Origin of the sequence: Chryseobacterium sp. MMS23-Vi53 (genome assembly GCF_047651245.1) — a bacterium.
Classification (GTDB): domain Bacteria; phylum Bacteroidota; class Bacteroidia; order Flavobacteriales; family Weeksellaceae; genus Chryseobacterium.
The window spans coordinates 3880801-3898045 of sequence record NZ_CP180265.1 but is presented as its reverse complement, the minus strand read 5'-3'; the positions used below and the strand labels follow the sequence as shown (position 1 = coordinate 3898045).

Sequence of the window (17245 nt, the reverse complement as noted above, 5' to 3'; positions counted from 1 at the left end):
CAAATTTAATTAAATATTAAGAAGTTGCAATTTCTTTCACATTCCCTGTACGTTTCAAGAATCCCCAAGACTGCATTTCTCCTTTCAGAGCCTTTCTAAGACTTCTAAACAGTACGATATACATCAACCATCGATATCCAAATCGCTGCGGAATGATGTATAATAAGTTCCCCAATTTTTCTCTCTGCATCACAAAAGCAATGAAAGCCAGTGAAGCATCAACCAAAAGGAAAATTAAATAATAAGAGAATATTTTTCCGCCATTTCCGGATAAAAGACCGAAAAACATAATCACATCTGCCAAAGGCGAGAAAAACGGAATGATATATTGAAACAATAAAATATTCGGCATTGCCCATAATCCAAGACCTTTATATTTTGGATTCAGGAAAGTCTGTCGCTGTTTCCAGAACATCTGCATAATCCCATAAGTCCATCTGAAACGTTGTTTTAAAAACTGCTTTACACTTTCAGGAGCTTCTGTCACGGCGATTGCGCGATTTTCATTGGCAACGGTGTAACCTTTTCTTAAAATTTTCACCGTAATGTCACAATCTTCAGCCAAAGTATCCGAAGAATATCCTCCAACCTCATCGATCACCGACTTCTTGAAAGCTCCAATCGCACCAGGAATTACAGTAATTGCGTTGATATTTGCATACGCCAATCGATCAAAATTCTGACTGGTTGTATATTCTATAGATTGCCATTTTGTGAGCCAATTCACAGTATTTCCAACTTTCACATTTCCTGCAACGGCTGCTATTTTTTCTTCTTGATTTGAATTTAAAAATCTTGCAATTAAATATTTTACAGCATTTTGTTCCAGCTTCGTATCGGCATCGATACAAACGACATATTCTGCATCGGTTTGAGAAATTCCGAAATTTAAAGCGGTGGCTTTTCCTCCATTTGTTTTACTAAAAATTTTAAGTTTCGGATGATTTATAAATGCTTCTTTTGCCTTCTCAAAGGTTGAATCTTTACTTCCGTCATCAATCAAAATCACATCGAAGTTCGGATAGGTTTGTTTTAATAAATTATGTAAGGAAGAAACAATATTTACCTCTTCATTATAAGCCGGAACGATAATCGAAACTTTAGGGTAAGATTCTAAAACCGGAAAATTTCCTAATTTTTTCTCTTTTTTTCTTTCTTTAAATGCCCAGTACAGCATAATGATTAATCTTATCAATCCCAATCCGATAAAAATGGTAAACAATGCCACCAAAAAATGACTGATCCCGTAAATAGCTGTTGCTAAAATTAAATTCAACTGCATCACGTAATATGATCTTGTTTTCGGAACTGCGGGCATTAGTTCAGCTTTATTTTTATGTAAAATTGTTGCAAGATTTGTAAAATGATATCCCTGTTTTTGTAAAGTCGGAATTAAAATTTTTAAAGCTTTGATGGTCTCTTCACGCGTTTCACCACCAGCATCATGAAGAAGAATAATGTTTCCTCTTTCTGCTTTTACTCCAGCCATTACACGTTTTACAATTTCATCCGCTTTTATTCCTGGCTGCCAGTCTTCGGGATCGATGTTTTCGCCAATGTCTAAGTAATTTTGCTGTCTCGCCAACGCAACAGGAACAATTTCCTCCGAAGTTGTCGGCTCAGAATCTGCATTGTAAGGCGCTCTAAAAAGTATTGTGCTGTGACCTGTAATACATTCAATCAGTAATCTTGTGAGTTTCATTTCCAGCAAAGCTCTTTCCGGACTTACTTTTGCGACATTTTCATGGGTAAATGTATGATTTCCAATTTCGTGTCCCTCTCGATAAATTCTTTTAACTAAAGGCAAGTTTTTTTCTGCATTTAAACCTACCAAAAAGAACGCAGCCGGAACATGATATTTAGACAAAATATCCAAAACTTGCGGAGTGTAAGTTTCATCCGGTCCATCATCAAATGTTAGAACTAACTCTTTCTGAGGTGCTTCTCCATATTTTTTAACTTCATATGAACTCGGATAAGTCACATAGTTTTCGTCGGTAATAATTTTTTCTTTTGGATCGATCTCAAGGGCAATTTTTCCGTCGTGAGGAGTATTCAGTACATCTAAAACCTCGCCGTCTCCGATGTAGTCGACCATGGTTTGACCTTTTACATTTTCCAATGTTTTTAAATTTAATTTAGATAAACCCACAAAAGTTAAGTCTTTATCATAAAAATTCCAGACACGACTGTCTTCACTTCCCAATCTCCAAAGTGCAGTTCCCGCCAAAGGATATTCCGAAGAAAAACGCATTGTATTAAAAATAGACGCTGCATCGTTGAAAAATACTGTATGTGTGTTATTTTTTGAATCTGTGTATGAATAATTTAAATTAAAAGTATTATCATCAAAATTAATTTTCGCTTTACTCGCACTCGCTTTCGTAATCGCCTGCATATACGTCACGGAGTTGTTTTGCTCTTTGTCTGTACTCCAATCGTAGCCATAAGCTCCCAAACCTAAAATTATTTTGTTCGGTGACGTTTTTGCTAAAATTTTTACTGTTTGCTCTTCGATCCATTTTTGTGAAGAGACAGGTCCTGCATCGCTGTCCACAGAATATTCGTCGTAAGCCATTAAAACGAAATAATCTACATAAGGATTTAGTTTCTGGATATTGTAATCGTCATTATCGGTCATAATATCCATCGAAATCAACAATTTATTTTGTTTAAATGTCTCGGAAAGTTCTTTCATAAAAGCAATCAGATACTCATCAGAATCGAGGTTCATATCTTCAAAGTCGATGTTAATTCCTTTAAAATGAAGCTTCTGACATTGCTGAACCAATTTCTGAATAAGCTGCGCTCTTTTTTGTGGATTTTTCAAAACCTTTCCCAATCCTTCCGAATGAAATTCCTGCTGAAAATTATTACTTAAAATGGGCATTGCAGCGACACCTGTTCGTTTGATCACTTTGTAACCTTCAGGATCAACATTCGATTTTAGATCACCCGTCTTCGGATCAAGGAAAAACCATTCAGGAAAAACGAGATTGATATGCTTGATGTTTCTTTTTAATGACATCAAAGATTGTGGATCCCATGCTACATAAAATGCAGAACGAATTCCTCCCGGAAATTGTGCCCAGTTTCGGTTCTGATTTTTAAGCCTTTCAGCTCTTGCTTTTTCGATCTTTGAAAGATTTGTATGTATTGTTTTTTCGGAAATAAAACTTCGAAAACCCTTATATTCTTTGGAAATTCTGTTCTCCTGAAGATATGGTTTACTCGCAGTCATCACCGCTTTATAGTCTTCTTTAAAAGGAATTTTAGGACTTTTATCCAGTTTCATCATTAGACCTAAGGCCAGAAAAAGCAGTATAGCGATGAAGATAAAAATTCGGCTTCCCCACTGTACATTTCTCCAACGTTTTTTGCTGTCGGTCTGAAAAATCTGTTTTGAATTTTCCACGATTTTAATATTTTTTGAATGAATTTCAAAAACCGTGAAAAACTACCTTGAATTTAATTAAAAAAATATTAAAATTACAGTTTACGTTTAATTATTAATAAGAATACCCACCAAATCCTGAATTATCTTCTGTGATACAAAATGCATAAAATCCAGTCTTTCTAGATGAGGCATGTATAATTTGGAAGTAACTTCCTGATCATGAATTCTAATGGTACAAAAAACCGTTCCCACATCTTTTCCGTCTTCCCCTTTTCCCGGACCTGCAACGCCAGTCGTAGAAAGGGAAATATGGGTATCATACAATTTCTGACAACCTTCTGCCATTTCAGCAGCAACCTGCTCGCTGACAACGGTAAATTCTTCTATTGTTTCTTTTTTTACCTTTAAAATATCAATTTTCTTTTCGGTTGCATAAGCAATCATTCCACCAAGAAAATATTTTGAGCTGCCCGAAACGGAAGTGATCATTTTTGCCAATTCTCCGCCTGTACAACTTTCCGCCGTGGAAATTGTTAGTTTTCTTTCTGTTAAAATTTCGGCTAAAATTTTTTCGATCTTATCCTCAGAAGTGGCAATAACATTATCTTTAATTAAAGGCAATAGTTTCTGAATTTCTTCTTCTAATTGCTGTTGTAAAGCAGCCTCGTTCTCTCCGCTTGCCGTTAATCTCAGCTTTACACGGGTTCCTACCGGAAGATATGACAAAGCCAAATTTGAAGGTAAAGCCAATTCCCAACCTTCAATCGTATCTGCCAAAATACTTTCAGGAATTCCAACAACGGAAACTATTCTAGTGGAAATATAATTTAGATTAAATTTTTCCTGCAAATACGGAACAATCTGGTCTTTTATTAATGGTTTCACTTCAAAAGGAACACCAGGAAGACTGAATAACAATTTCCCGTTCTGCTCCATCATCATGCAAGGCGCAGTTCCAAAATGATTCTGAAAAACGGTAGATTTTGTAGGAACAAAAGCCTGTTCGCGGTTTCTTTCCAAAATTTCCAGACGACCGCGTTTTTCCATATAATTTTTAAGATGATTGAATGTCACTTCATCCAAGGCAATTTCATCATTGAAATATTCGGCAATCGCTTTCTTGGTTTTATCGTCTCTCGTTGGTCCCAAACCGCCTGTTGTAATAATTAAATCACCTATTTCAAAGGCAGATCCGATGGTATTTTTGATGGTTTCAATTTCGTCGGAGATCGTGAAGATCTGTGAAACTTTTATCCCAATATTTTTAAGTTCAGTAGCAATGAAGTTAGAATTGGTGTCAACCGTATTTCCAGAAAGAATTTCGTCACCAATAGTAATCAGAACAGCATTTTCCATATTTTGTTTTCGAAAATTTCTTTACAAATGACGGAAAAATCTCGGTGACCGACAATATAAATTGATTTTTTCTATTTTTGGCGAAAATTGTTTAAAACTATAATTAAAAATTATGTCTAAATACGATGATGCTTCATGGCATTATGGCAGTGATTTTCCTGAAGGTCTTCCTGAAAAAAACGGAGCAACCCACACAGGAATGTTTTTGAATTGGTGCATTAATAAAGGTTTAATTTCCAATGAATTAAAAGAAGACACAGCGGATGAAATCGAATCATTAAAGCGCAGAGAAATAACAGGAGCAGAATTTGTCATAGATTGCATGGACGGAAAATTTTCTAAATACGATCTGAATGAAATGGGAAATGCCTTCGCTGAAGATTATTATAAAGATGATACGGATTTCGGAAATAAATTCAGTTCGTTTGCGGATGATTATGTGAACCTTTTTGATACTAAAGCTGAGGAAAATGACTATGAATACGAGACTTTTTATCACATTGAAGATACTTACGAGAATTATGATCTGATGAAGCAGATTATTGATTATCGTTTTGAGGAGTGGAAAGAGTATAAAAATCTAAATTAAATTTCTTTTGTCTTGAAACAAAAGAAACAAAAATTCAAGACTTGGAAAATTCCGCTAAAAATAAAAACTTAATCCTAAAATTCCCAAAACTTGCGCGAATTCAACATTTGTTTTTTATTCAACATTTGTCTCGCGCTTCAAACATTGGGAATTTTTTAACGAATTAAGTTTTTATTTTCTTAACGCTCCATTTTCCGATGTCACTTTGAAACATCTTATTTCCTTTTAATTATTATGCTTCACCCAAATCAACTCATCCGTATTGTAACCAATATTTTTGGCTTTTTCTAAAAAACGTTGACGAATACTTTCAGGAATTTCTTTTGTTCTTGAGAGAATCCAAAGATATTTTAAACTGTTTCCGGCAACCAACGCGTATTGATAATTTTCATCAATATCAATCACATTATAGCCTGCCCAAATTGGTTTGAAGAATGAAACTTTTAAACGTGCTTCCGTTCTTTCATTTACAAATTTCGCTTCGCCGATGGATTCTTTCCATTCTTTTTTTACGTAATTATAGCCTCTATTATCAACACGAATCGTTCCGTCTGGATTTTTTGAATAAGTTGCGGTAACATTATCCATATCTTTTTCGAATTTGTAGTCGAAACGGGCAATTTCATACCACTTTCCCAAATATTTTTCTGAGTTAAAATTCTGAACAGCAGTTGCTCCTTTTGGAATTCCGACTGAACATGAATTTAAAACAAGCAGACCCAAAATACCGAGCGAAACAGGAATCGCGATTTTTTGAAACGTTTTCATAATAGAATATTTTTGTGTTGTAAAATGAAAAGTTCAAAAATAGTGCCTGAAAATTTTTAATTATATCTTTTAAAACTAGATTATTTTTAACGCAAAGGACACAAAGATTTTTTTTCAACTACTACTCGTTTTTAAGCTCGCAAAGGCGTTTCACTTATATAAGATCGCGATGTTTTTTTCAAATTTTGAAATTTATTTTAAGAAAAAACTTTCAGAAAATTGTCCTTGAAACTTCCGGAAACTTCGATTTCAGTTTCATCGGAAAGGGTTGCGGTTCCGCTTTTGTGATATGATTTTACGAAATTTGTATTGATGATGTGTGAACGATGAACTCTTACAAATGGGACTTCCAAAAGGTCATCAAAATGTTTTAAAAATCGGCAGACCATTTTTTTTGAACCGTCTGTAAGATAGACTTGTGTGAAGTTTCCGTCTGCTTGAAGTCGGACGATATCTTCGGTTTTTACAACATCAAAGCCTTGTAAAGTCGGAAGAATTAATTGTTGCTTTTCTGGTTTTAATTTTAAATTTTCAAGAAGAATTTTATTTCGGTTTAGTTCTTCTTTTTTTTCAATGCTTTCTGCAACTTTGTTCACCGCCAAAATCAATTCCTGAATATCGATCGGTTTTAAAATATAATAACTCGCAGATTTGTTCAAAGCCTGTAATGAATATTGCGAAAACGCTGTAATGAAGATGGTTTCGTAAGAAAAATCCTTGGTAGCTTCCAATACATCAAAAGCGTTTCCGAAAGGCATTTCGACATCCAGAAAAACGAGTTGAGGTTGCTTTTCGGCGATCAAGGGAACGGCTTCTTTAATGTTTTCTGCCTCACCTAAAATTTCAATTTGCGGACAGTACTTTGTGAGATAATTTCTCAAAACATCCCTTGCAATGGCTTCGTCGTCTACGATGATAGATTTTATTTTCATATTTTTTTAGGTAGTAGGTTGCAGATTTTAGGTTGTAGTTTTAAAGATTGATTATTAAACTTGTTTAAACTTTTTAATTAACCACAAAAGCCCCAAAAGATTTTAGATAAAAAATTCTTAAGCTTATTATTAAACTTTAAGAAAGAAAACATAAGTTTTAAAAATCTTTAATTTTTATTCTTTTGAGCGTTTTTGATTGGCTAATAAAAACTGTATACATATCTTTTGTGGTTAAATCTAAAATTAGCTTAAGCAGTTTTATTGATTAATTTATATTGAATTTTAACCAAAACTCCAGAATTATTTTCTTTATCCTTAATTGAACAAATAATATCTTTCTTATATAAATCATTCAATAAAGCAATTCTTTCCAGCGTATTTTTCATTCCGCGACCTTTTCTGGCTTTCTGATGTTCCGTTTTTTGTTTTTTGCTTTCCTCAATTCCGATTCCGTTGTCTTCGATCGTGATTTTTAAGAACTGATCCTTCTTTTCAAAACTTAGTTTCAAAAAACCTTTGGTCGTTCTGTAACGAAGTCCGTGCCAGATTGCATTTTCCAAAAACGGTTGTATCAACATTCCGGGAACTTGCAAACTTTGTGTGTTCAAATTTTCATCAAAATCAATTTCATAATCGAATTTATTTGCAAAACGAGTTTTTTCCAACGCGAGATAATTTTGAAGTAAATCTAATTCCTGCTGAAAAGGAATAAAATCCTCCGTTGAATTTTCCATCACTCCACGCATTAATTTGGAAAATTTGGTTAAATATTGATTCGCTTCCAGTTCATTATTTGTCGCAATAAAATGATTGACAGAATTTAGGCTATTAAAAATAAAATGCGGATTCATCTCACGACGAAGCGATTGTAAGGCAATTTTCTTGTTTTTAATCTGAACTTTTTTTAACGTTCTGAAAATAAAAATAACTAGAATCGTTAATAAAATTAATGCTCCGATCAGACTATAATTAAAAACATTCTTTTTGCGAATCAGTTCGTCTTTTAACTGTTTTTCCTTTTCTAACTGAGAAATTCTTTCCTCTGTATCTTCCAAAATTTTCTGATCGACCAGACTTTTATCTTTTGAAACCAAGTCCGGTAATTTCCCCAGAAAATCTCTGTATAATTGAACCGAAGCATCTGTATTTTGTGAAATATTATACAAACTATCGAGCTTTTTCACGCTTTTCTGAGCTTCTAAAGTATGACCTTTTTCAAGGGAAAGTTTGTAGGCATTTTTTAATAAAGTGATGGCTTCTTCAGCATCGTTTTTTTTGATGTAAATGTCTGCTAACTCCTGAATCTGATTGACTTTTTCCTGAGAATTCTCCTTCACAAAATCTTCTTTTAAAACTTTTTTCTGAGCTTCAATGGCTTTATCAAAATTTTTATTCTCAACGTAAAAATTGGTTAATTTTTTATTGATTTCCAATGCTTGTTGCGGAGCTTCTTTTTTTGAAATTTTATAGGCATTATTTAAATTAGCTTCGGCTTTCGGAATATTATTCTGTTGAATATTAATATCCGCCATCTGGCTGTAACTTGCCGCCAAATCACCTTTATCATTATCTTTCTGACTGATTTCAATATTATTCTGAATGGCTTCTGCCTTCATTTCAGGAGACGTTGCAGAAAGTCTTGTCACATCATTGGAATTCACAGATTTCGTTCTTAAAACCCCAACTTCCGCTGCTCTGTTGTAATTGCTGATTGCCGGAGAAATTTTATTCTGCTTTTCCTGAGATTGAGCTAATTTTCTACTTGCTTTTTCGATATTGGGTTTATCATTCAGCTTTTCATACATATTTTTTGCTCTGGCATAATATTCTTCACTTTTCGAAAAATTACCGTCGTTGAAAAACGTTTCGCCAATATTGTAATAAGAATCAGCTTGTGCAGATTCATCTTTTTTGTCGACTGCTTTCTTCAATTTTTTGCTTTCTGTCTGAACTTCTCTCACAACATTTGTAGTTTGAGAATACATTTTATTCCCAAAAATCATTAGTGACAAAAACAAAAAAGCCCGAAACATTTTCATAAAACAAAGATATACATATATATAATTTGTGAAAAACTATTCACCCAGTGAAAGAACAGATTCACCAAGTTTACCTATTTCTGCAGTGATTATGAGGCTAAGTTTGTGCCATAATTCAAATTAATTATCATGAAAAATATTACAATTTTTGCTTCTTTACTGCTTTCTCAAATGGCATTTTCTCAAGTTTCAGGAAATATTAATTACAGAAATCAAACTTATTATTCTGAAAATAATATTAATGTTGCAACGCCTGTTGTGAATCAACAAATCAATGAAAATGTGCTCAGTATAAAAGGTTTAGCAAATGTAAAAGCCGAACAATATGTTGCTATTTTCAGCATCACTCAGGTTGGTGAAAGTGCAGAGGAAGTGAATGATTTAATAGACAAACGCATCAAAGGTTCATTAGACCAGATCAAAATGCGAAAAGGCGTTGAAACTTACATCGATATGATTTCTTTTGTTCCTGTTTATCAATACAATGTTGAAAAAAAGACATCCAGCAAAAAAACATACAATGAAGTTCCTGCCGGATTTGAATTAAAGAAAAACATTCATATCAAATTCACAGATCCTTCTCAACTTAATGACTTTATCATGATTTTATCTAAAAATGAAATCTATGATTTAGTACGCGTCGATTATTTTGCCAGCAATATTGAAAACATTCGAAAAGAATTAATGAATAAAGCAAAATTGGCATTACAGGAAAAAATTAAAAACTTTGAAAGTATTTTAGGTGAAAGTTTTTCAACGGCGGGAAAAAATGTAAGCGACGGTTTTAGGGTTACACTTCCGACAGAAATGTACAAATCTTATGAAGCATACAACAGTTCTTCTTTGGCTTTAACTAAGTTTGCGAATATCAACCAGGCAACCAAAACATCTACATCATATTATCAACCGATTTTGGATAAGGAATTTGATTTCGTGATAAATCCTGTAATCCATGAACCGGTTATTCAGGTGATGTATGAAATAAAATTAACCATAAACAGAGAAAAACCGAAAGAAAGTAAGCCAGAAACAAAGGAAAATAAAGAGATAAAAGAAGTCAATCATTATGTTTTGATCACTTCCGCGGGTGAGGTTAAAGATTTAAAAATCAATACAAAACCTTAATATTAATTGAAATTCTGTTAACAATCATGGGATTAAGATTAATTAAATTTGTAAACACAAACATAACTATGAAAAAGCATCTTTACATCTTTCTTTTGCCTGTATTATTCTTACAGAATTGCTCGTTTCTTGAGCAAAGCGATTTCATTGAAACCAAGATCATTTCCAGCGATCTCAATGAGAAAATCGTTTATAAATTTTACCGAACGGGGATTGATGATTACAAGGTTGATTTTTATTCCGTCAACAAATCAGATTCTACCAAACTGTTTGAGCACTGTATTAATGACGCGCTGTTTACCTCAAACACTTACAACATTTCCGAGCATCAGGACGAGTTGATTATCCGAACAAAATTGTTCTCCAATGTGAAAAAGTTCGTCACCCGAAACGGTAAATCAATCATTCTAACTAATAGATAAAACAGTTCTTTTTGAGCTGTTTTTTTTATTCTTTCTAACCACAAAAGTCATAAAAGATTTTAATCTATTAATTTTAAAGAGTTCAAAAGTCCATACAAGCGAAAATATAAGATTTTCAAAACTTATGTGATCTTCTGAGCGATTTTAATTTAAACTTAAATAACCAAAGTGCTTAAATCTTTTGTGCCTTTTGTGGTTAAAATTTTATTGCTTCCTTCTAAAATCAAACTCACCAAGTCAAACCCCGATTTCACCAAGTCTCCTGAATTCAGGTTTTAAATCGGAGTAATTTTATTCTAGAAGTTTAAAATTTAAAAACAGGAAATTATGAAATTGAAACATTTTTTATTGATCGGATTATTAACATTTGGAAGTCTGATCAATGCGCAGGAAATTAAGAAAAATGCAATCGAAGTAACAGGAGTTGCCGAAATGGAAGTAGAACCGGATGAAATTATTTTCAACATCGGAATAAAAGGCGACAACAAAAATCAGTTGGCAGACAACGAAAAATTATTGTTTGAAACATTAAAAATCAACGGGGTGAAAAATGAAGATATTAAGTTTAAATCGATGTATCAAAATATTTACTCCAAAACAAAAAATTTCACAAAAAGTTTTCAGTTTAAAGTCAATAAAAAAACGGACATGGGAAATCTGTTTGAAAGCCTGAACCAAAAATGGGTAAGCAACATCAATATCGCTGAAATTAAGAATACAAAAATTGCAGATTTTAGAAAAACCGTAAAAATAAATGCTTTAAGAGCAGCCAAAGAAAAAGCTGATTATTTAATGGAAAGTATCGGTAAAAAAGTCGGAAACCCAATTGAAATCGTAGAAATTGAAGATTACACAAGCGATATGATCGTTCCGATGGCTTACAAAAGCAGAGCCGCAAATGTACAACTGGAATCTGCGGATGCAGGAGTAGATTATTCATTCGACAATATCGAAAACATTAAGTTGAAATACAGCATCAAAACAAGATACGAAATCCTTTAAAACACAGAAATCATGACAACTATTAAAATCTTAACATTAACATTCGGTGTTGCTGCTTTTTTAAGCGCACAAGATTCTCCGAGAAATTTAACATGCAGTAAAGGACGTTTAACTCCGAAAGCACAAAGAACAATTGTTCAAAATGACAACCAGTTTTCCGGAACAGTCGCCAAAGACAATAAAATTCAGGTTGCATTGCTTTTGGACACCTCAAACAGTATGGACGGATTGATCGATCAGGCAAAATCCCGACTTTGGAATATCGTGAATACCTTAACGACATTAAAATATAACGGACAGGCTCCACAAATTGAAATCGCTCTTTATGAATATGGAAACGATGGTTTGAGAGACGAAAACTATATCCGACAGGTCACTCCTTTAACTCAGGATCTGGACTTGGTTTCCGAAAAATTATTCGCTTTGAGAACCAATGGCGGAAGCGAATATTGCGGCGCTGTAATTCGAGATGCTTCAATGAATCTGAATTGGGATGGCAATGATAAAAGCATGAAGCTGATTTATATTGCCGGAAATGAGGCTTTCGATCAGGGAAAAATCAATTATAAAGAAGTGATTTCGAGTGCAAAAAAGAAAAACATTTACACCAACACAATTTTCTGCGGAAACCGAGATGAAGGAATCCAGACTTTCTGGCAAAATGGAGCGAATTTGGGTGATGGAAAATATTTTAATATCGACAGCGACAGGAAGGTAATTTATATCGAAACGCCTTATGACGTAAGGATTTCTGAGTGCAATTCAAAATTAAACGACACCTATATTTATTACGGAAATAGAGGTTCGGAATACAAAAAAATGCAGCTTACACAAGACAGAAATGCTGAAGTTCAGTCTGCATCAAATGCTGTGGAAAGAACGGTTGCCAAGTCTAAAAAGAACGCTTATAAAAATGATCATTGGGATTTGGTAGACAAAGCAGAAAAAGACAAAGGTTACATTTCAAGTATCAAACAGGAAGAATTACCTTCTGAATTAAAAGGAAAAAGTGCCGGAGAAATTCAGAAAATCGTGACTCAAAAGTCGGCTGATCGTGATAAAATTCAGAGAGAAATTGAGGAATTGTCTAAAAAACGTCAGGATTTTATTGATGCCGAAATGAAAAAACGAGGAAGTTCGGATTCTGATGATTTAGGAAAAGCCATCGAGAAATCGATTCTTGAATTGGGTAAAAAGAATGGATATACTTCTTAAATTTTGACAGAATAATTGGTGACTTCGAGAGCATCAGTTACCGAGATTTAAATATCTAAAGTGATTACTATTAAAACTAATAACCATTTAATAGTTGTAAAGTTGGTGATTCGGATTTCCGGTCACCAATTTTTATATATTAAAACTGATTGAACAAATTTTAATTTAACCACAAAAGTCGCAAAAGATATATGCAGGTTTTATTAGATAGTAAAAGTGCACAAAAGAATAAAAAATCAAAGATTTTTAAACTTATGTTTTCTTTTTTAAGTTCAATGATAAGCTTAAAATATTTTATCTAAAATCTTTTGTGACTTTTGTGGTTAAATAAAAAGTTTATTGATTATTATCTTCCAAATTTAAAATACCTAGAAAGGACATGCTTTTTCCCTTTCATAAAAGCAGACGCCATTTCCATACCCGTTACCGAAAAAGTAATTCCGTTTCCTCCGAAACCCAACACGAAATAAGAGTTTTTAAAATCTTGATGTTCACCAATATAAGGAAGTCCATCTTTCGTTTCTCCGAAAGTTCCGGCCCAGACAAAATCGGTGTAAAAATGATAATCGGGTTTTATTTTTTTCAAAACTTTAAGGATTTCTTTTTCCTTTTTGTGGAGTAATTGATCTCGTTTTTCGGCATCATAAAAATCTTCATCGCCACCGCCAATCAGCATTCTTCCGTCATCGGTTGTCCTCATATAAATGTAAGGATCATCGGTATTCCAAACCAAAGTATTGGTGATATTTTTGAATTTGTCCCTATCGATCTCAGAAACTATGGCGTAAGTACTTTTTAAATTAACAAAATGTTCTTTGATTAAATTTTTACTTTCATAACCAATACAGTAAATAATTTTTTTAGTTTTAATTTTAAAACCTGATTTAACTGTAACAAGATTAAAACCTTTAAAATATTCAACCTTCGTCATTTCGGTTTTATCAAAAATTTTTAAGCCTTCTTTTACATTTAATTTAAATAATTCGTGAGCAAATTTAAAAGCATCGATGCTTGCACCTTGTTTCGAAACAATTCCGCCGTATGTATTTTCGAACCCGAATTGCTTTAAAACCTCGTCTGATTCCAGCCATTTAACATCAAAACCTGCGCTTTTTCTGACTTTAAATTCCTTTTTCAACCAATCGACATCTTTCTTTTTAGAAGCAAAATACAGTGATTTTTTTCTTTTAAAACCTGAATTTGATTTAATTTCTTTCGACAGTTTTTCAATCTTATCAATAGAATCTGAACAAGCTTTATAGCTTTCTACTGCGCCCTTCTCTCCTATTTTTTCAATTAATTCAAAAAGAGGTACATCTATTTCATATTGTAACATAGAGGTTGTTGCGGAAGTACTTCCGTTGCAAAGTTCACGTTTATCAATTAACATCGTTTTATAACCGTCAATTAACATTTGATGAGCAACTAAACTTCCCGTAATTCCACCACCGATGACCAAAACATCGCATTCTTCATCAGATTTCAGGGATGGATAAGATTCGATTAATCCGTTTTTTAAAAGCCAAAATGGTTCATTAGATTTAAGATCCATAGTAATATTTTTCTACAACAAATCAAGAATCAAGCCTTTTCATTTATAAAAATTTAAATAATGGTTTAATTTTTGTTATTTCAGTTTTACTAAAAATCACACCAAATATTAATATTATGATAACGATTATTCCAGAAGCTCCGGAGAATGTTGCGGCTTTCAATGCAACGGGAGAAGTAACAAAAGAAGATTTCGAAAACCTTGTTATTCCTAAAGTAAAAGAAAAAGTGGACCAGTTTCATGAGTTGAATTATCTGCTTTATCTGGATACGGATCTGGATAATTTTACAATGGGAGCATGGTTGCAGGACGCGCTTTTAGGATTAAAAAACCTGGCCAACTGGAACAGAACAGCAATTGTCACCGACAAAGAAGGAGTACAAAACTTCACAGATATTTTCAGTGTTCTGATGCCGGGAGAATTTAAATCTTTTCCAAAAGGAAACCTTTATAATGCCCTTTACTGGTGCAAAAACGGTAATGAAGTAGAGGCTTAATTATCATTAGAAATTAAAAACAAAGGCTGTCTCGATTGAAACAGCCTTTTGTTTTTTATATTAAGAAACACATTCCGGAATAATTTCCTCATCATCCGGTTTTTGTGATCCGTATAAGTATTTGTATCTCAAGGCAATTGCCAGACCAATAAAGGTCATACCAACTCCTACCAAAGAAGGATAGTTAAATGCATATCCATGTTCCAGAGGAAGACCTCCAAGGAAAGCACCCATCGCATTTGCAATGTTGAAGGCAGCCTGCATAAATGCTGCAGCCATCATTTCACTTTTTGGAGCAGCTTTCATCATCATGATATTAATAGGTGCAGAAACCGACATTGATAATGCTCCACAGACAAAGGTTAAAACCAACGCAATTGTTTGGTTGCCAGAAAAGAAAAATACACCAGCCAGTGCAGACATCATTAAAAATATTAACAAAACACACGTTTTTTCAGGGCTCATTCTATCCGAAATATAACCTCCGACTAAATTTCCTACCACCATTCCGCCACCGGCGAGAACCATCACATACGCCATCTGACTTTCTTTAATTCCCGCAACAATTGTCATTAATGGTGTAATATAACTAAACCATGTAAATAATCCTCCAAAGCCAATCGCCGTAATCATCAGAACCAACCATGACTGCTTTGTCTTAAGGAATTTCAATTCTTCCAGGAAATGACTGTTTTCTTTCCTTTCCAGATCCGGAAGCCAGAATTTTAATGAAATTAAAGTAAATAATCCGATGACCGCAACGATGGCGAAATACCATCGCCAGTGAAAAGTATGTCCTATATATGTAACCAAAGGTACCATCGCCAAATTTGCTATCGTTAATCCCGTAAACATTAATGAGATATAAAATGCTTCCCTGCCTTTTCCTGCCATTCTCGCTGCCACAACAGTTCCTGTTCCGAAAAAAGCTCCATGAGGTAACCCGGAAAGAAATCTGATGAAAAGCATTGTCGTATAATCGGGTGCTACAGCAGATAAAGCATTAAATAAAGTGAAGATAATCATTAAAGCGATCAACACTTTTTTAGGCGGAAATTTTACAGAATATCCGATCAAAATTGGTGCACCAATAACAACTCCCAATGCATAAGCCGAAATCAAATGCCCTGCTTCAGGAATCGTGATCTGCAGCGATCTCGCCATATCCGGAAGCAAGCCCATGACAGTAAATTCCGTTGTTCCTATTCCTAAACCACCGATAGCCAATGGTATAATTCTTTTATCAATCCCCATTTTAATTTTTAGTCTTAAACAATTAATTTCTTCTTTTGAAATGCAAATTTCGATAGAAATAATCATTTATACTTTAACTTAAATGATCTAAATTTGCTCTGTATTAACCTTTTTAATTAAATTTAAATTAATTATTAATCAAATGAGAACCTAATGAAAATTCAGAAAGAAATTATCAACTTTGAAGAAGGCAAGTCTTTTAAGTTATTTTCACCTTCGTTAAAAAACTGTTTTTTCTGGCATTATCATCCTGAAATAGAGCTTGTCTACGTAGAGGCCTGCAACGGAATCCGTCATGTTGGGAAAAATATTTCTGATTTTAAAGACAGTGATTTACTATTAATTGGTTCCAATGTTCCGCATCTCAATTTTGATTATAAAATCCAAACTGAGTGCAAACAATTGGTTTTGCAGATGCGTGAAAATTTTCTTCAGGAACTTATTTTTCCGGTTCCTGAATTTGATCATATTAAAAAATTACTAGAACGTTCTTATTTAGGTTTATCTTTTTCAGGCGAAACAAAATTGAAAGTTGTTGAGAAACTTCACTTTATCCGAGATAAAAATTCTTTCGAATCTTTTATTGGTTTAATTGAAATTTTACAGATCCTCGCCAACTCCACCGAAGTGAAAGAGTTAAATAATGAAGACACCCGAATAAAATGGTTTTTGAATGATAAAATTCGGATGGGAACGATCTACGATTATATCCATGAAAACTATGATAAAAATCCGAACGTGAATGTGATCGCCGAAAATGTAAATTTGAGTACTCCCGCGTTTTGTCGTTATTTTAAAAAACAAACGAATATGACTTTCACTGATTTTGTGAATAATTATCGAATTAATCAGGCGAAATTATTGCTGCTACAAAATGAATGTGTGACGGATGTTTGCTTCCAAGTGGGCTTTGAAAGTCTTTCTTATTTTAATAAATTATTTAAAAAATATATCGGAGAAACGCCTTCTGCTTTTAAAAAACAGCATTTGAGTAAGGTTGAGTAAGTTCTAACAAATATTTTTTGTTCTTGCAGATTTTGCAGATTTCGCATATCTTTTTTGAATTTATTTTTAAAAATATAACGCAAGCATCTGTG

14 protein-coding genes are annotated in these 17245 nt (G+C 33.5%); 7 read left to right on the top strand and 7 right to left on the bottom strand.

All coding sequences use genetic code 11. From position 1 onward, the window contains the following. Positions 1-16 precede the first annotated feature (16 nt). On the bottom strand, positions 17-3415 hold the full coding sequence (locus tag ACKX2A_RS17515) for a polysaccharide deacetylase family protein (protein WP_415326217.1): 3399 nt from the start codon (positions 3413-3415) through the stop codon (positions 17-19). A gap of 87 nt (positions 3416-3502) precedes the next feature. Further along, positions 3503-4753 (bottom strand): CinA family nicotinamide mononucleotide deamidase-related protein, encoded by a 1251-nt coding sequence (locus ACKX2A_RS17510; RefSeq protein WP_415326216.1) that lies wholly within the window; start codon positions 4751-4753, stop codon positions 3503-3505. A 112-nt stretch (positions 4754-4865) separates the two neighbouring features. Between ACKX2A_RS17510 and ACKX2A_RS17505 the strand changes: the two genes are divergently transcribed. Then, positions 4866-5342 (top strand): hypothetical protein, encoded by a 477-nt coding sequence (locus ACKX2A_RS17505; protein WP_415326215.1) that lies wholly within the window; start codon positions 4866-4868, stop codon positions 5340-5342. Positions 5343-5567: 225 nt separating this feature from the next. Here the strand turns inward: ACKX2A_RS17505 and ACKX2A_RS17500 are convergent, their stop codons facing one another. The 3 genes from ACKX2A_RS17500 to ACKX2A_RS17490 all read right to left on the bottom strand — a co-directional run bounded on the left by ACKX2A_RS17500 (position 5568) and on the right by ACKX2A_RS17490 (position 9027). Then, a complete protein-coding gene (locus tag ACKX2A_RS17500; RefSeq protein WP_415326214.1) occupies positions 5568-6110 on the bottom strand; it encodes a lipocalin family protein in 543 nt (180 codons plus the stop codon). A gap of 197 nt (positions 6111-6307) precedes the next feature. Next, positions 6308-7042 carry a LytR/AlgR family response regulator transcription factor gene (locus ACKX2A_RS17495; protein WP_415326213.1) on the bottom strand — a complete coding sequence of 245 codons (735 nt, stop codon included), beginning with the start codon at positions 7040-7042 and terminating at the stop codon, positions 6308-6310. A 248-nt stretch (positions 7043-7290) separates the two neighbouring features. Further along, the gene (locus ACKX2A_RS17490) at positions 7291-9027 is read right to left on the bottom strand and encodes a histidine kinase (RefSeq protein ID WP_415326212.1); all 1737 of its coding nucleotides are present in this window, start codon (positions 9025-9027) and stop codon (positions 7291-7293) included. A 183-nt stretch (positions 9028-9210) separates the two neighbouring features. On the opposite strand from ACKX2A_RS17490, the gene ACKX2A_RS17485 reads away from it, so the two are divergent. From ACKX2A_RS17485 to ACKX2A_RS17470, 4 genes are all read left to right on the top strand, one after another. Beyond that, positions 9211-10206 (top strand): SIMPL domain-containing protein, encoded by a 996-nt coding sequence (locus ACKX2A_RS17485; protein WP_415326211.1) that lies wholly within the window; start codon positions 9211-9213, stop codon positions 10204-10206. A 68-nt stretch (positions 10207-10274) separates the two neighbouring features. Beyond that, positions 10275-10628: a hypothetical protein gene (locus tag ACKX2A_RS17480; RefSeq protein ID WP_415326210.1), complete on the top strand. Its 354-nt coding sequence runs from the start codon at positions 10275-10277 to the stop codon at positions 10626-10628. Between the two features lie 327 nt (positions 10629-10955). Beyond that, positions 10956-11630, top strand: a complete 675-nt coding sequence (locus ACKX2A_RS17475) for an SIMPL domain-containing protein (RefSeq protein WP_415326209.1) — start codon at positions 10956-10958, stop codon at positions 11628-11630. Between the two features lie 12 nt (positions 11631-11642). Further along, complete coding sequence (locus ACKX2A_RS17470; RefSeq protein WP_415326208.1) at positions 11643-12845, top strand: vWA domain-containing protein; 1203 nt, start codon at positions 11643-11645, stop codon at positions 12843-12845. Between the two features lie 346 nt (positions 12846-13191). On the opposite strand, the gene ACKX2A_RS17465 is transcribed toward ACKX2A_RS17470, so the two are convergent. Further along, positions 13192-14397 carry an NAD(P)/FAD-dependent oxidoreductase gene (locus ACKX2A_RS17465; RefSeq protein WP_415326207.1) on the bottom strand — a complete coding sequence of 402 codons (1206 nt, stop codon included), beginning with the start codon at positions 14395-14397 and terminating at the stop codon, positions 13192-13194. Positions 14398-14513: 116 nt separating this feature from the next. Here ACKX2A_RS17465 and ACKX2A_RS17460 point away from each other — a divergent pair, with 116 nt between their 5' ends. After that, the gene (locus tag ACKX2A_RS17460) at positions 14514-14894 is read left to right on the top strand and encodes an STAS/SEC14 domain-containing protein (RefSeq protein ID WP_415326206.1); all 381 of its coding nucleotides are present in this window, start codon (positions 14514-14516) and stop codon (positions 14892-14894) included. Positions 14895-14954: 60 nt separating this feature from the next. On the opposite strand, the gene ACKX2A_RS17455 is transcribed toward ACKX2A_RS17460, so the two are convergent. Next, positions 14955-16148 (bottom strand): MFS transporter, encoded by a 1194-nt coding sequence (locus ACKX2A_RS17455; protein ID WP_415326205.1) that lies wholly within the window; start codon positions 16146-16148, stop codon positions 14955-14957. Between the two features lie 153 nt (positions 16149-16301). Here ACKX2A_RS17455 and ACKX2A_RS17450 point away from each other — a divergent pair, with 153 nt between their 5' ends. Beyond that, the gene (locus tag ACKX2A_RS17450) at positions 16302-17153 is read left to right on the top strand and encodes an AraC family transcriptional regulator (RefSeq protein ID WP_415326204.1); all 852 of its coding nucleotides are present in this window, start codon (positions 16302-16304) and stop codon (positions 17151-17153) included. Positions 17154-17245 lie beyond the last annotated feature (92 nt).

Coding starts and splice junctions, on each gene's coding strand:
- ACKX2A_RS17490 (WP_415326212.1), bottom strand. CDS start 9,027: ATGTATTCTCAAACTACAAATGTTGTGAGAGAAGTTCAGACAGAAAGC.
- ACKX2A_RS17495 (WP_415326213.1), bottom strand. CDS start 7,042: ATGAAAATAAAATCTATCATCGTAGACGACGAAGCCATTGCAAGGGAT.
- ACKX2A_RS17510 (WP_415326216.1), bottom strand. CDS start 4,753: ATGGAAAATGCTGTTCTGATTACTATTGGTGACGAAATTCTTTCTGGA.
- ACKX2A_RS17505 (WP_415326215.1), top strand. CDS start 4,866: ATGTCTAAATACGATGATGCTTCATGGCATTATGGCAGTGATTTTCCT.
- ACKX2A_RS17475 (WP_415326209.1), top strand. CDS start 10,956: ATGAAATTGAAACATTTTTTATTGATCGGATTATTAACATTTGGAAGT.
- ACKX2A_RS17500 (WP_415326214.1), bottom strand. CDS start 6,110: ATGAAAACGTTTCAAAAAATCGCGATTCCTGTTTCGCTCGGTATTTTG.
- ACKX2A_RS17480 (WP_415326210.1), top strand. CDS start 10,275: ATGAAAAAGCATCTTTACATCTTTCTTTTGCCTGTATTATTCTTACAG.
- ACKX2A_RS17485 (WP_415326211.1), top strand. CDS start 9,211: ATGAAAAATATTACAATTTTTGCTTCTTTACTGCTTTCTCAAATGGCA.
- ACKX2A_RS17460 (WP_415326206.1), top strand. CDS start 14,514: ATGATAACGATTATTCCAGAAGCTCCGGAGAATGTTGCGGCTTTCAAT.
- ACKX2A_RS17465 (WP_415326207.1), bottom strand. CDS start 14,397: ATGGATCTTAAATCTAATGAACCATTTTGGCTTTTAAAAAACGGATTA.
- ACKX2A_RS17450 (WP_415326204.1), top strand. CDS start 16,302: ATGAAAATTCAGAAAGAAATTATCAACTTTGAAGAAGGCAAGTCTTTT.
- ACKX2A_RS17470 (WP_415326208.1), top strand. CDS start 11,643: ATGACAACTATTAAAATCTTAACATTAACATTCGGTGTTGCTGCTTTT.
- ACKX2A_RS17455 (WP_415326205.1), bottom strand. CDS start 16,148: ATGGGGATTGATAAAAGAATTATACCATTGGCTATCGGTGGTTTAGGA.